The 13,271-nt window shown below is 65.6% G+C and carries 13 protein-coding genes; 8 read left to right on the forward strand and 5 right to left on the reverse strand.

Annotated elements, in window-relative coordinates; genetic code table 11:
* Nucleotides 1-16 precede the first annotated feature (16 nt).
* The gene (locus E1748_RS04055; protein WP_133645854.1) at nt 17-1,150 is read right to left on the reverse strand and encodes an acyl-CoA dehydrogenase; all 1,134 of its coding nucleotides are present in this window, start codon (nt 1,148-1,150) and stop codon (nt 17-19) included.
* A 261-nt stretch (nt 1,151-1,411) separates the two neighbouring features.
* On the opposite strand from E1748_RS04055, the gene E1748_RS04060 reads away from it, so the two are divergent.
* From E1748_RS04060 to E1748_RS04080, 5 genes are all read left to right on the forward strand, one after another.
* The gene (locus E1748_RS04060) at nt 1,412-2,434 is read left to right on the forward strand and encodes an AraC family transcriptional regulator (protein ID WP_133645855.1); all 1,023 of its coding nucleotides are present in this window, start codon (nt 1,412-1,414) and stop codon (nt 2,432-2,434) included.
* A 71-nt stretch (nt 2,435-2,505) separates the two neighbouring features.
* Nucleotides 2,506-3,984 (forward strand): NfeD family protein, encoded by a 1,479-nt coding sequence (locus E1748_RS04065; protein WP_133645856.1) that lies wholly within the window; start codon nt 2,506-2,508, stop codon nt 3,982-3,984.
* Nucleotides 3,981-4,754, forward strand: a complete 774-nt coding sequence (locus E1748_RS04070; protein WP_133645857.1) for a slipin family protein — start codon at nt 3,981-3,983, stop codon at nt 4,752-4,754. Before E1748_RS04065 ends, E1748_RS04070 begins: the two co-directional genes overlap by 4 nt.
* A 159-nt stretch (nt 4,755-4,913) precedes the next feature.
* Nucleotides 4,914-6,215 (forward strand): NCS2 family permease, encoded by a 1,302-nt coding sequence (locus E1748_RS04075; protein ID WP_133645858.1) that lies wholly within the window; start codon nt 4,914-4,916, stop codon nt 6,213-6,215.
* Between the two features lie 23 nt (nt 6,216-6,238).
* Complete coding sequence (locus tag E1748_RS04080; RefSeq protein ID WP_133645859.1) at nt 6,239-6,769, forward strand: cytochrome b; 531 nt, start codon at nt 6,239-6,241, stop codon at nt 6,767-6,769.
* 93 nt (nt 6,770-6,862) lie between these two features.
* On the opposite strand, the gene E1748_RS04085 is transcribed toward E1748_RS04080, so the two are convergent.
* Nucleotides 6,863-7,153, reverse strand: coding sequence for a DUF1488 family protein (locus tag E1748_RS04085; protein WP_133645860.1), 291 nt, complete (start codon nt 7,151-7,153; stop codon nt 6,863-6,865).
* Between the two features lie 435 nt (nt 7,154-7,588).
* Between E1748_RS04085 and E1748_RS04090 the strand changes: the two genes are divergently transcribed.
* The 3 genes from E1748_RS04090 (at nt 7,589) to E1748_RS04100 (ending at nt 11,029) form a co-directional block, all read left to right on the forward strand.
* Nucleotides 7,589-9,547: a sigma-54-dependent Fis family transcriptional regulator gene (locus E1748_RS04090; protein WP_133645861.1), complete on the forward strand. Its 1,959-nt coding sequence runs from the start codon at nt 7,589-7,591 to the stop codon at nt 9,545-9,547.
* 61 nt (nt 9,548-9,608) lie between these two features.
* On the forward strand, nt 9,609-10,739 hold the full coding sequence (locus tag E1748_RS04095) for a VIT1/CCC1 transporter family protein (protein ID WP_133645862.1): 1,131 nt from the start codon (nt 9,609-9,611) through the stop codon (nt 10,737-10,739).
* Nucleotides 10,736-11,029, forward strand: a complete 294-nt coding sequence (locus tag E1748_RS04100; RefSeq protein WP_133645863.1) for a 2Fe-2S iron-sulfur cluster-binding protein — start codon at nt 10,736-10,738, stop codon at nt 11,027-11,029. The genes E1748_RS04095 and E1748_RS04100 overlap by 4 nt, the downstream gene beginning before the upstream one ends.
* Before the next feature lie 85 nt (nt 11,030-11,114).
* On the opposite strand, the gene E1748_RS04105 is transcribed toward E1748_RS04100, so the two are convergent.
* The 3 genes from E1748_RS04105 to E1748_RS04115 form a co-directional block, all read right to left on the reverse strand.
* Nucleotides 11,115-11,312 carry a hypothetical protein gene (locus tag E1748_RS04105; RefSeq protein ID WP_133645864.1) on the reverse strand — a complete coding sequence of 66 codons (198 nt, stop codon included), beginning with the start codon at nt 11,310-11,312 and terminating at the stop codon, nt 11,115-11,117.
* Between the two features lie 121 nt (nt 11,313-11,433).
* A complete protein-coding gene (locus tag E1748_RS04110; protein WP_276324020.1) occupies nt 11,434-12,150 on the reverse strand; it encodes a helix-turn-helix transcriptional regulator in 717 nt (238 codons plus the stop codon).
* An 80-nt stretch (nt 12,151-12,230) separates the two neighbouring features.
* On the reverse strand, nt 12,231-13,190 hold the full coding sequence (locus E1748_RS04115; protein ID WP_133645865.1) for an ornithine cyclodeaminase family protein: 960 nt from the start codon (nt 13,188-13,190) through the stop codon (nt 12,231-12,233).
* Nucleotides 13,191-13,271: the final 81 nt, after the last annotated feature.

Raw genomic sequence — 13,271 nt, forward strand, 5'->3', positions numbered from 1 at the left:
CTGCTTCATTCTGCGCTCAAACACTCCGTGCAATCACCATTCTTTGCACCTCGCTCGTGCCTTCATAAATCTGCGTAATGCGCGCGTCGCGATAGTGGCGTTCGACCGCATAGTCTTCGAGATACCCATAGCCGCCATGAATCTGGATCGCGTTCGAACAGACCTCTTCGGCCAGCTCCGACGCAAACAGCTTCGCCTGCGACGCTTCCGACAAACACGGCAACCCCGCGCTGCGCAGCCGCGCCGCGTGATGCACGAGCAACCGCGCAGCGTTGAGGCGCGTGGTCATATCGGCGAGCATGTTTGCGATCGATTGATGGTCCTTCAGCGGCTTGCCGAACTGGACACGCTGGCTCGCATACTCGCGTGCCGCATCGAAGGCCGCGCGCGCGATGCCGACCGCCTGCGCGGCGATCCCGATGCGGCCGCCCTCGAGATTCGACAGCGCAATACGCAGCCCGTTGCCCGGTTCGCCGAGCAGGTTCGCTTCGGGAATCGCGCAGTCGTCGAACGAGATCGGACAGGTGTCGGATGCGCGGATGCCGAGCTTGTGCTCGGGACGTCCGACGTTGAAGCCCGGCGTATCGGTCGGCACGATGAACGCGGACAGCCCGCGCTTGCCGAGTTCCGGATCGGTCACCGCGAACACGATCGCGATGTTCGCGCGCGAGCCGTTGGTGACGAACTGCTTGCTGCCGTTGAGCACCCATTGGCCGTCGCGCAGCACCGCACGCGTGCGCAGGTTGTTCGCCTCCGAGCCGGCCTGCGGCTCGGTCAGACAGAACGCGCCGAGCAGGCGGCCGCTCGCGAGGTCGCGCAGATAGCGTTCCTTCTGCGCGTCGGTGCCGTAATTGAGGATCGGTCCGCAGCCGACCGAGTTGTGCACGCTCATCAGCGTCGCGCAGGACGCGCAGCCGGCGGCGATCTCTTCGATCGCGAGCGCATACGCGACGTAGTCGGTGTACGAGCCGCCCCATTCCTGCGGCACGATCATCCCGAGCAAGCCCAGCTCGCCCATCTGCGTCACGACTTCCGGCGGCAGCCGGCTCTCGCGGTCCCACTGCGCGGCATGGGGCACCAGTTGTCCGACCGCGAAGTCGCGTGCTGCATCGCGGATCATCCGCTGGTCGTCGGTATAGAAATCGTTCATCGTGTCCACCGTCGGTACGTGAGGTGCATCGGGTTGCGCCGCAACATGGACGGGCGCCTGTATCGGTCAAGTGTAGGCAACCCGCAGGCCGCGTTCGATGCCTCACGCGATCAATCGCAGTGAGCGTATTTGCCATACTGCCCGCACGAGCCGCGTGCCGTCTAGCGGGATCGCCGGATGGCACATGAGTTGCGTGAGCGCATTTGCCAGCGAGCGGCACATCCCGGACAATCCGGTTCCATCTCCCGCCACCGCCTTCCGATGAAAAACGACAGAGGCACGATCTCCATCAGTCTGGTCGAAGAAACGCTCGCGCTCGCACGGGGGCGTGGGCTCGACGTCGGGCCGCTCGTCGATGCGGCGGGCATCGCGCGGCCGATGCTCGCGTCGTCGAAAGGCCGGGTGTCGCAGACGCAGTACGGCGCGCTGTGGGCCGGCATCGCCCGCGCGCTCGACGACGAGTTCTTCGGCCAGGACTCGCATCCGATGCGCTACGGCAGCTTCATCGCGATGACCCAGACCGCGCTCACCGCACGCGACGGCGCGCATGCGCTCGCGCGGGCGGTCGGCTTCATGCGGCTGATACTCGATGACCTGCACGCGGAAATCGACGCCGACGCGACGCGCGTGCGGCTCGTGTTCGTGCATCGCGAACGCAAGCCGCCGCCGACGATGTTCGCGTACGCGACATACTTCATCCTCGTCTACGGGCTGGTCTGCTGGCTGGTCGGGCGGCGCATTCCGCTGCAGCGCGCGTGTTTTCGCTGCGCGAAGCCGCCTGCCGCGCACGAGTACCAGTTGATGTTCTGCGACGACATGGCGTTCGATCAGGATGCGTCCTATGTCGACCTCGCGCCGGAATTCATGACGCTGCCGGTCGTGCAGAGCACGCAGTCGGTCAAGCCGTTCCTGCGCGACGCGCCGGGCAGCTTCGTCGTCAAGTATCGCAATCCCGGTTCACTCGCTGCGCGCGTGCGCAAGGCGCTGCGTGCACTGCCGGCCGCCACATGGCCCGCCGCCGACGACATGGCTGCGCGTCTGAACGTCGCCGAAGCGACGATGCGCCGTCGGTTGAAGCAGGAGGGCCATACGTATCAGTCGCTGAAGGACGATCTGCGGCGCGACGTCGCGATCGCCGAGCTGCAGGACACCGACCGCACGATCGCCGACATCGCGCTCGCCGTCGGCTTCGCGGAACCGAGCGCGTTTCATCGCGCGTTCCGCAAATGGACCGGGATGCGCCCAGGCGACTACCGTCCGGCGCAGCGTGCGGAATCGGACTAAGCTGTAAGCACCGGGGTTCGCCCTTTCTGCCGGCATGCCGCGATGCATCATCGCGCAGCCGGCCGTCGACGATGAGAACGCCACCGCTTCTCCCGTTTCGGCATCACGGCGCGCGACGCGCGTCTCGCTTGCTGCATCGAGCAGCTGCGCTCGGTTTTGTCGTCGTGGCTTGCGCGATCATGTTCGTCCCGGCATTCGCCGCGACGCCATCCGACAACCCTGCCCCCGTCGTGACGATTCCCGTCAACGGCGCGATCGGCCCGGCAAGCGCCGACTTCATCGTGCGCGGCCTCGCGCAGGCCGAGCAGCGTCATGCGCAGCTCGCGATCCTGCAACTCGACACGCCCGGCGGACTCGATACATCGATGCGGCAGATCATCAAGGCGATCCTCGCGTCGCCGGTGCCGGTCGCCGCGTTCATCGCCCCGGGCGGCGCGCGTGCCGCGAGCGCGGGCACCTACATCGTCTACGCGAGCCACATCGCCGCGATGGCGCCGGGCACCAATCTCGGTGCGGCGACGCCAGTGCAGATCGGCGGCGGCGATCTGCCCAAGCCGCCTTCGGCTGCTTCACAGGCCAGCGCCCCGCTCGCGCTCGATACACCGTCGACCGAAACCCGCAAGCAGGTGCAGGACGCGTCGGCCTACATTCGCGGTCTCGCGCAATTGCGCGGCCGCAACGCCGACTGGGCCGAGCGCGCGGTACGCGAAGCGGTGAGCCTGTCGGCACACGATGCGCTCGATCTGCACGTCGTCGATGTGATTGCGCGCGACATCCCCGATCTGCTGCGCCAGATCGACGGACGCACCGTCGAAACCGCGTCCGGCACACAGCGACTCGCGACCGCCGACGCACCGGTCGTCACGTTCGAACCCGACTGGCGCAGCCGTTTCCTCGCGGTCGTCACCGATCCGAACGTCGCGCTGATCCTGATGACGATCGGCATGTATGGGCTGTTCTTCGAGTTCGCGAACCCCGGCTTCGTGCTGCCGGGCGTCGCGGGCGCGATCAGTCTGCTGGTCGGGCTGTTCGCGCTGCAACTGCTGCCGATCAACTACGTCGGCCTCGGATTGATCCTGCTCGGCCTCGCGTTCCTGATCGCCGAAGCGTTCCTGCCGACGTTCGGCACGCTAGGCTTCGGCGGCATCGTCGCGTTCGCGGTCGGCGCATTGATGCTGATCGATACCGATGTGCCCGGCTACGGCATCCCGCTGTCGCTGATCGCCGCGCTTGCGGTCTGCGGCGCGCTGTTCGTGTTCGGCGTGTCGAACGTTGCGCTGCGCGCGCGGCGGCGGCCGGTCGTGACCGGTTCGGAAGCGCTCATCGGCAGCCTCGGCGTGCTGCTCGATGACGGCGTCGCGACGCGTAACGATGCATCGCTGGAAGGCTGGGCTCGCGTGCACGGCGAACGCTGGCGCGTCGCATGCTCCACGCCTCTTGATGCAGGCCGCACCGTGCGCGTCACCGGCCGACGCGGCCTGTTGCTGACCGTCGTACCCGCGGCAGATGCCGCCGTGCCGTCCCGCGCTACCCCTGGAGAATCCTCATGATCGGTTTCAGTTTCGGCTTCGGCAGTATCGTGATCGTGCTGATCGCGCTGCTCATCGTGTCGTCGGTGCGGATTTTTCGCGAGTACGAACGCGGTGTCGTGTTCATGCTCGGGCGTTTCTGGAAGGTCAAGGGGCCGGGGCTCGTGCTGATCCTGCCGGTCGTCCAGCAGGCCGTGCGGATGGACCTGCGCACGGTCGTGTTCGACGTGCCGCCGCAGGACGTGATCACGCGCGACAACGTGTCGGTGAAAGTCAACGCCGTGATTTATTTTCGCGTCGTCGATCCGGAGCGCGCGGTGATCCAGGTGGCCCGCTACTTCGAAGCGACGAGCCAGCTGTCGCAGACGATTCTGCGCGCGGTGCTCGGCAAACACGAACTCGACGAGCTGCTGGCCGAACGCGAACAACTGAACGCCGACATCCAGAAGACGCTCGACTCACAAACCGACGCCTGGGGGATCAAGGTGTCGAACGTCGAGATCAAGCACGTCGACATCAACGAAACGATGATCCGCGCGATCGCCCGGCAGGCCGAGGCCGAACGCGAACGCCGCGCGAAGGTGATCCACGCGGAAGGCGAACTGCAAGCTTCGGAGAAGCTGCTGCAAGCTGCACGAATGCTCGCGCAGCAGCCGCAGGCGATGCAGCTGCGTTATCTGCAGACGCTCACGACGATCGCTGCCGACAAGAACTCGACCATCGTCTTTCCGCTGCCGATCGATCTGCTGAACGCGGTGCTCGACCGCTTCGGCATGACCGCGCACAAGTAGCAGCGTTGCATCCGCTCCACGACGGCCATCGCAAACCGGCACTTTCGCGCGGAACCTGATTACAATCCGGCCGTGACGCATGCTCGCGTGCGTGGTCGCGGGCCGGCACGGTCGATGTCACGACGTTCCCTTCCTACACATTAAAAAGAGATTCCGCCCATGGATTCCGTAAAGCGATACTTCGGCTTCGACGAAGCGGGCACGAACCTGCGCACCGAGATACTCGCGGGTCTGACCACCTTCCTGACGATGGCCTACATCGTGTTCGTCAATCCGTCGATTCTCGGCGATGCGGGCATGCCCAAAGAGGCCGTGTTCGTCGCCACCTGTATCGTCGCGGCGCTCGCGTCGATGATCATGGGGCTGTACGCGAATTACCCGATCGCATGCGCGCCGGGAATGGGACTGAACGCGTACTTCGCGTACACGGTCGTCAAGGGAATGGGCTTTACGTGGCAGGCGGCGCTCGGCGCGGTGTTCATCTCCGGCTGCCTGTTCCTGATCGTCACGCTGTTCCGCGTGCGCGAGGTAATCGTCAACGGCATTCCGCACTCGATCCGCATCGCGATCACCGGCGGCATCGGCCTCTTCCTCGCAATCATCTCGCTGAAATCGGCTGGCGTCGTAGTGGGCAGCCCGGCGACGCTCGTCACGCTCGGCGACCTGCATAACCCGCACGTCGTGCTCGCGATCATCGGCTTCTTCGCAATCGTCACGCTCGATTTTCTGCGCGTGCGCGGCGCGATCCTGATCGGCATCGTCGGCGTGACGGTGCTCAGCTTTTTCTTCGGCGGCAACGAGTTTCACGGCATCGTGTCGGCACCGCCGTCGATCGATCCGACGCTGTTCCATCTCGACATCCGCGCGGCGCTGTCGACCGGCGTGCTGAACGTGATCCTCGTGTTCTTCCTCGTCGAGCTGTTCGATGCGACCGGCACGCTGATGGGCGTCGCGAACCGCGCGGGGCTGCTGGTCGAAGGCAAGATGCATCGGCTGAACAAGGCGCTGCTCGCGGACAGCACCGCGATTCTCGCGGGCTCGCTGCTCGGCACGTCGTCGACGACCGCGTACATCGAGAGCGCATCGGGCGTGCAGGCCGGCGGCCGGACCGGCGTGACGGCGATCACCGTCGCCGTGCTGTTCCTCGCGTGTCTGTTCTTCGCGCCGCTCGCGGGCGTCGTGCCCGCCTACGCGACCGCGCCTGCGCTGCTGTACGTGTCGTGCCTGATGCTGCGCGAAATGGCCGACCTGCCGTGGGACGACGCAACCGAGGTCGTGCCCGCCGCGCTCACCGCGTTGCTGATGCCGTTCACGTATTCGATCGCAAACGGCGTCGCGTTCGGCTTCATTTCCTACGCGGGTCTGAAACTGCTGACGGGCCAGGCGCGCAAGGTGAAGCTGGTCGTGTGGATCATCGCGGCGATCTTCCTGTTCCGCTTCTTCTACCTGGGTTCGGAGTGATCCATCAACGCACCGGAGTGTCCATGTCCTCGCGTCCGTCCGCCGACCGCTACTCGCGGCCCGCGATTTTCTTCCACTGGGCGATCTTTTTGCTGATCGCGCTCGCGTATCTCGCGATCGAGATCCGTGGCCCCAAAGGCAGCGAGAGCCGCGTGCTGTGGACAGCAGTGCATCTGTGGGCCGGCTCGCTGGTGCTGACGCTCGCGGTGCTGCGCGTGCTGTGGCGTCTATGGCGCCCCGCGCCGCCCGAGATCGAAACGAACGCCATACTCGGGTTTCTCGCGCGGCTCGTCCATCTGGCGCTCTACATGTTCATCTTCGTCCAACCGCTGCTCGGCATGCTGATGCTCAACACCGGCGGACATCCTGTGACGCTCGCGGGGTTGAATCTGAATATCGTGCTGGTCGGTGCCGATCCGGTCGCGCGTCCGGTGATCAAGAGCCTGCACGTGCTGATCGGCAACGCGTTCTATTTCGTGATCGGACTGCATGCGCTCGCGGCAATCGGACACGCGGTGATTTTCCGCGACCGGACGTTGCAGCGGATGCTTTGACGGGTGGGATGTAGCAGCCGCTCGAGCCGCGCGAACAAACAGAAAACCGCGCACAGGCATCGCCTGCGCGCGGCAAGGATCGGAGAAAGACGCCTAGTTACGCCAGTTCGCTTCGTAAAAGCGGACGTAGCCGCTGCGCAGCACCAGACATTGCGCACGGGTTTCCGACAACAGGCGGCGTGTCGCCGCCTCGATCCGTTCGCGGTGAGTATCGAACGCACCGATCATGTCTTCAGGCCGGAGCGACGCCGCACCGAAGTGGTCTTCGAGCGCCTCGGCGGTAATCATGCATTCCACCCTCTCGCCATCGACCATCGCCGGAAAAGCCAGCGTCAGCTCGGGCCCCGAGTATGCCGGGGTTTCACACGGGAAAATGATCTGCATGGGATTCGCCTTCGGTTGACCGTCGCCTTCGGGCCGCGCGTGCTTCTTTCGAGCCTGCCTCCCTGGGGTATCGCGCGCGGGCTATCGAGCCGGACGCGCACCACCTACACCGCATCTAGCTGATCCCATTCACTTTAGACGACTTCCGGCGCGCCGCAAGTTTTACTGAGTGCGGCACGTGGACGCGTTTCGGCGAGCGGCGATTGCGCATCGACAGTACGGGTAAACCTCGGCAAACCAGCGGGAAAACGCGCGGTCAAAACCTCGCCTGCCGACGGGCGACCGGCACGCCGCGATCCTGTACCATGAGCTTCGTCGATCCGATCGCACTTCGCCGCGGGCGCCGCGCCGCCGGCCGCGATTGCTGCGATGCACGAATCCCGCCGCGCGAGGCAACGCACCTCGCCGCATCACCGATACGACCGGAGACAAGCCGTGACCCATCGTCCCGCCACGCCCTCGACGGCCGGCCGGCCCGACGTCCTCGCGCAGGCGCATGCGCGCTCGCTGCAGGTCGGGCTGCGCGCGTCGGAAATGCCCGATTTCCAGCCGCTCGCGCGGCCGATGCTGCATGGGCTGATCGAACGCAACCAATCACTGTATGCACACGCGCTGCCGGTGATGGAAACGCTGCACGCACAGATCGTCGATACGCAGAGCATGGTGCTGCTCACCGACAACGACGGCGTGATCCTGCACAGCCTCGGCGACAGCGACTTCATCGAGAAAGCGAACCGCGTCGCGTTGTGCCCGGGCGTGTCGTGGGCCGAGAGCGATCGCGGCACCAATGCGATCGGCACCGCGCTGGTCGATCGACAGCCGACCGTCGTGCACGCCGGCGAACATTTCCTGCACGCGAACCGCATCCTCACCTGCTCGTGCGCGCCGATCGCGGACCCGTACGGCCACGTCATCGGCGCGCTCGACGTCAGCGGCGATACGCGCGGCTTTCACAAGCACACGCTCGCGCTCGTACGGATGTCCGCGCAGATGATCGAAAACCATCTGTTCTCGAACCAGTTCGCCGATGCGGTGCGGGTGCATTTCCATGCGCGTGCGGAATTCGTCGGTACGCTGTACGAAGGACTCGCTGCGTTCACGCCGGATGGCCTGCTGCTGTCCGCGAACCGCAGCGCGCTGTTCCAGTTCGGCCATCCGCTCGATCAACTGCAACGTCAGGCGTTCGAAGCATTGTTCGGCTGCGGATTCTCCGCGTTCCTGCGACAGACGTCGCATGCGCCCGGCGAATGCATGACATTGACGCTGCCGAGCGGCGTGCGGGTGATCGCGCGCGGCGAATTCCATGCGCCGCGCGAACGTCGTGCGCCGCTTGCTGCCGCTGACATCGACGCCGACCTCAACGCCAGCCGCCGCCGTACGCGCCGTCCGCATGACACTCCGGCTGTCGCGCCGGTCACGCTCGCCGCACTCGACACCGGCGATGCGCGGATCGCCGACGTCCTGCGGCGCGTCGGCAAGATCCGTGGACGCGACATCCCGATCCTCGTGCTCGGCAAGACCGGCACCGGCAAGGAATGGCTGGCACGCGCGATCCATCACGATTCGCCGCGACACGACGCGCCGTTCGTCGCGGTGAACTGCGCGTCGCTGCCCGACACGCTGATCGAAGCGGAACTGTTCGGCTACGAAGACGGTGCATTCACCGGCGCGAAAAAACGCGGCAGCGTCGGCAAGATCGTGCAGGCCGACGGCGGCACGCTGTTTCTCGACGAGATCGGCGACATGCCGCTCGCGCAACAGGTCCGGCTGATGCGCGTGCTGCAGGAGCGCACGGTCGTCCCGCTCGGCGGCACGCGGGCGGTGCCGGTCGATCTGCGGATCGTCTGCGCGACGCATCGCGATCTGCGCGCGATGATCGAGGCGGGCACGTTCCGCGAGGATCTCTATTACCGGATCAATGGGCTTGTGGTTACGTTGCCCGCGCTCGCCGAACGTAGCGATCTGCAGGCGCTGATTGCTCGCATGCTCGCGCGGCAGCATAACGGCGAACGGATGCCGTCGCGTGTATCTGCTGCCGTGCTTGAGCAGTTCGCGCGCTGCCGTTGGCCCGGAAACTTGCGGCAACTCGCGAACGTGCTGCGGACGGCCGGCATCATGGCCGAAGGCGCCGACGAGATCGACGTCGAACATCTGCCCGACGATTTTCTGCACGACTGCTGCGCGGAAGACGTGCAGCAGCCGGCGCCTGCACCCGCCGCAACGGTCCACGCAACGACCCCGCCCCGGATGGAAGACTGGCAGGCGACGCTGATCGAACAAACGCTTGCGCGGCATCTCGGCAACGTGTCGGCGACCGCGCGCGAACTTGGGCTCGCGCGCAACACGGTGTATCGCTATCTGCGCAGGCAAGGAAGCGATACCCGCGAACCCTGAGGCGCATCTCGCGCGTCACGTGGCGACAGGTTAAGCTGCGAGCCTACCGAGCAGGCTCGCTATGGCTTCCAGGCACGATCTCAAACGCTTCCGCACCAACCTCGCCGACGAACTCGACAGCGCCGCGCTGTACGAAACGCTCGCGCGCATCGAAAAGAACCCCGACCGTGCAAAGGTGTTCGCCCAGCTGGCCGCATCGGAACGCGAACACGCGCAGGTCTGGCGCAACCGGCTGACGACGAACGGCGTGCGCGTGCGCACGCACCGGCACAGCCTGAAAACCCATCTGATGCGCACGCTGATCCACACGTTCGGCCCATCGTTCGTGCTGCCGTCGCTGGCCGCTGCCGAGTACGCCGACCGCGACAAATACGCGAACCAGCCCGACGCCGCCGATCTCTCAGCAGAGGAGCAACGTCACGCGGACGTGGTCCAGGCCGTCGCCACTGCAGACGCACAGGGCCGCACGTCGAAAGGCGCGCAGATTGCGAACGCGGAGTCGTGGCACAGGGGCGTCACGTCCGGCAACAACCTGCGCGCCGCCGTGCTCGGCGCGAACGACGGCCTCGTGTCGAACTTCTGCCTGATCATGGGCGTCGCGGGTGCGGGCACCGGCAACAAGGCGATCCTGCTGACAGGGCTCGCCGGATTGATCGCCGGTGCGTGCTCGATGGCGCTCGGCGAGTGGCTGTCGGTCACCAATGCGCGCGAACTCGCACGCACGCAGATCGCGAAAGAAGCCGACGAGATCGACCACTCACCCGAAGCAGAGCAGCACGAGCTCGCGCTGATCTACCAGGCGAAGGGCATCGACGCGGACGAAGCGAAACGCGTCGCCGCGCAGATCATGCGCGACCGCCAGAAAGCGCTCGACACGCTCACGCGCGAAGAACTCGGCATCGATCCGGCGGAACTGGGCGGCAATCCGTGGTCGGCGGCGGGCGTGTCGTTCTGCCTGTTTTCGCTCGGCGCGATCTTTCCCGTGATGCCGTTCCTGTGGGCGCACGGCACGCCGGCGATCGCGCAGTGCATCGGGTTGAGCGCGTTCGGACTTGCCGCCGTCGGCGTGTTCACGTCGCTGTTCAACGGACGCGGCGCCGCGTTCTCCGCGTTCCGCCAGATCGTGATCGGGCTGATTGCCGCCGCGTTCACGTTCGGCGCGGGACATGTGCTGGGTGTATCGATTTCATGAGCGACCGTGTCTTTCAGGTTCGCGTCGAACCGCTCGGACAGACGTTCGAAGCCCCCGATTCGCTGACGATCCTCGAGGCCGCCGGCTTCGCGAATCTGCGTCTGCCGCGCATGTGCCGCAACGGTACATGCCGGACGTGTCTGTGCCGGCTGACGAGCGGCAGCGTGCGCTATCTGATCGAATGGCCCGGCGTGTCGCGTGAAGAAAAGGCGGAGGGTTTTATCCTGCCGTGCGTGGCGGTGGCGGAGAGCGATCTGGTGATCGATGTACCGGATGCGGAGGGGGTTTGAAGCTTTCTTTGCAGGATTTACAGCAGCCCCGTGGTAGTTCATACAGGCGCCGAGCCCCCTCACCTGTTCCCAACTTTCGGCCCGCTTACCGCTGGTCGCGGTCCGTCAGCAACGCCTCGAGCCCAAACAACCACGCGACGCCCAGATTGAACAACCCGACCGACGTCGGTGGATGCGGCGTTGTCGCAGCGCGCTCGTCTATCTGAGCATCCTGCGGCGCGGGACCGGAAAGGTCCGGTGTCGCGCTCGGGAAATCTGTCGGTTGAATGGGTTCGGAATGCATGGCGTCGTCCAGGCGTCACGAGTGACGAAGAGTGCTGCGTGTGTGGTACGACGCAAGCGCAATCTTCGTGCCGGGACGGCATGCCGTCATTCAACAGTCCAGCCGCTGAATCAGGCGAGCCTCAGCCCGCCCCTTCCTTCATCTGCTTCAGATGCTTGTAGACGGTCGCGCGTCCCATCCCCAGCACGGCCGCGACGTAGTTCGCCGAGCTCCGGCCGCGGAATGCGCCCTCCGCGTGCAGCGCCTCGACCAGTTCGCGGCGATGCTCGCGCGTCAGGCCGTTCAGGCCGATCTGCCGCTCGCGCAGCCAGCCGTGCAGGAACGTGTTGATGCGCTCCTGCCAGTCGTCGCGGAACAGTTCGTCCGGCTGCGCGACCACGCCCGCACCCTTGATGAACAGATCGAGCGTCGAGCGGACGTCCTCGAACACTGCGATGTTGAAGTTGATGCACATCATGCCGGCAGGCTGCCCGCGATCGTCGAACAGCACGTTGCTCACGCAGCGCATCCGTCGACCGTCCCAGTTCAGCTTCTCATACGGGCCGATCACGCGTTCGCGCGCGGAATGATCGATTTCCTCGAGCGCGGAATCGTCGCCGATCTCGCGCTTCGACAGATTGTTCGCAAGGTACAGCACCGTCTGGTCGTGCAGGTCGTGAATCACGACCTCCGCATACGGGAAAAAAAGCGCGGCGATCCCATCCGCAATCGGCGCATAGCGCGCAAGCAGCAGGTCTTTCACCGGAGAGGCTTTTTTCTTGCGCATCGAAATCGCTACCTTCTTGTGAGCCGGCGTCGCGAGCGGTGTGCGAACAGCCGGCGGGTTTCCAGTCGTCATGGTGGACGGATCCGCGTGGGACACGCGCCCCGATCCGCCCGCTTCGCATTGTAGCCGTCGCGGGGCGCCCTTCGACCTTGCTAGCGTGTCAGATGCGCGAACAGCGCGCTCGCGATCGCAACGTCTTCGAGTCCGAGCCCGATCGAACGGAAAAACGCGTGCTGTGTGTAGGTCGGCAACGCGCATTCGCCGAGCAGCAGTGCGGGCAGATCGCCGACGACGTCATCCACTGACCAGCCGTGACGCTGCGCAGCCAGTTTCATCTCGCCGGCGCTCGTCGGCGTGGTCGCGCGATAGTCGCAGTACACGTCCATCGTCGGCAGCCATGCGGGCGGGATCTCGTGCGCGTTCGCCGCGTTCGTGCTGATCGACGTGACGAGCGCCGGGCGCGTCAGCATGCCGTCCGCGAGAACCGGCTCGCCCGACGACGTGCACAGCATCACCACGTCCGCGTCGCGCACGCAATCGTCGATGGTCGTCGCAGCGACCGCGCGTGCATCGGTAGCGGCGAGCGCGCGCTGCTTCGCCGGGTCTTGCACGAGCTCCGGAGAATAGACGCGGATCGATTGCCACTCACGCAGCGACGCCACATGACGCAGATGCGCGAGCCCCACCGCGCCCGCGCCGATCAACGCGAGACGGCTCGCATCGCGGCGCGCGAGACGATCGACTGCCAGCGCGGTCGTCGCGGCGGTGCGCTCGACGGTCAGCAGACCGGCATCGCACCACATCAGCGGTCGGCCAGTCTCCATCGACATCAGCACGGTCCATGCGGTGACGATCGGCTTCGCGCCAGTCACCAGATACGGCGACAGCTTCGCGCCGAACACTTTCGCATCGGCCATCGCGCCGAGGTACGTGATGAAGTCGCCCGCATTGCCGGGAAACAGCGTCAACGTCTGCGGCGGTTGCACCGCCTGTCCGCTGCCCAGCGCGCGAAACATCGCTGCCAGCGTGCCGCGGATGTCGAGTGCCGGCAGCGCCCGCAGGACGGCGGCTTCGTCGACCGTCAGCGGTGCGGCGTTTTCGGGAAGGTTCATCGCGGTTCTCTCCAAAGCGTCCGAAGTCGCACTATGCGTCTATCGTGGAATTTATGTCTACATTAGACTTTACATGAATGC

The organism is Paraburkholderia flava, from assembly GCF_004359985.1.
Lineage (GTDB): Bacteria > Pseudomonadota > Gammaproteobacteria > Burkholderiales > Burkholderiaceae > Paraburkholderia > Paraburkholderia flava.

Excerpts from the sequence above, each read along its gene's own strand:
- E1748_RS04055 (WP_133645854.1), bottom strand. The coding sequence starts at position 1,150 with ATGAACGATTTCTATACCGACGACCAGCGGATGATCCGCGATGCAGCA.
- E1748_RS04060 (WP_133645855.1), top strand. The coding sequence starts at position 1,412 with ATGAAAAACGACAGAGGCACGATCTCCATCAGTCTGGTCGAAGAAACG.
- E1748_RS04065 (WP_133645856.1), top strand. The coding sequence starts at position 2,506 with ATGAGAACGCCACCGCTTCTCCCGTTTCGGCATCACGGCGCGCGACGC.
- E1748_RS04070 (WP_133645857.1), top strand. The coding sequence starts at position 3,981 with ATGATCGGTTTCAGTTTCGGCTTCGGCAGTATCGTGATCGTGCTGATC.
- E1748_RS04075 (WP_133645858.1), top strand. The coding sequence starts at position 4,914 with ATGGATTCCGTAAAGCGATACTTCGGCTTCGACGAAGCGGGCACGAAC.
- E1748_RS04080 (WP_133645859.1), top strand. The coding sequence starts at position 6,239 with ATGTCCTCGCGTCCGTCCGCCGACCGCTACTCGCGGCCCGCGATTTTC.
- E1748_RS04085 (WP_133645860.1), bottom strand. The coding sequence starts at position 7,153 with ATGCAGATCATTTTCCCGTGTGAAACCCCGGCATACTCGGGGCCCGAG.
- E1748_RS04095 (WP_133645862.1), top strand. The coding sequence starts at position 9,609 with ATGGCTTCCAGGCACGATCTCAAACGCTTCCGCACCAACCTCGCCGAC.
- E1748_RS04100 (WP_133645863.1), top strand. The coding sequence starts at position 10,736 with ATGAGCGACCGTGTCTTTCAGGTTCGCGTCGAACCGCTCGGACAGACG.
- E1748_RS04105 (WP_133645864.1), bottom strand. The coding sequence starts at position 11,312 with ATGCATTCCGAACCCATTCAACCGACAGATTTCCCGAGCGCGACACCG.
- E1748_RS04110 (WP_276324020.1), bottom strand. The coding sequence starts at position 12,150 with ATGACGACTGGAAACCCGCCGGCTGTTCGCACACCGCTCGCGACGCCG.
- E1748_RS04115 (WP_133645865.1), bottom strand. The coding sequence starts at position 13,190 with ATGAACCTTCCCGAAAACGCCGCACCGCTGACGGTCGACGAAGCCGCC.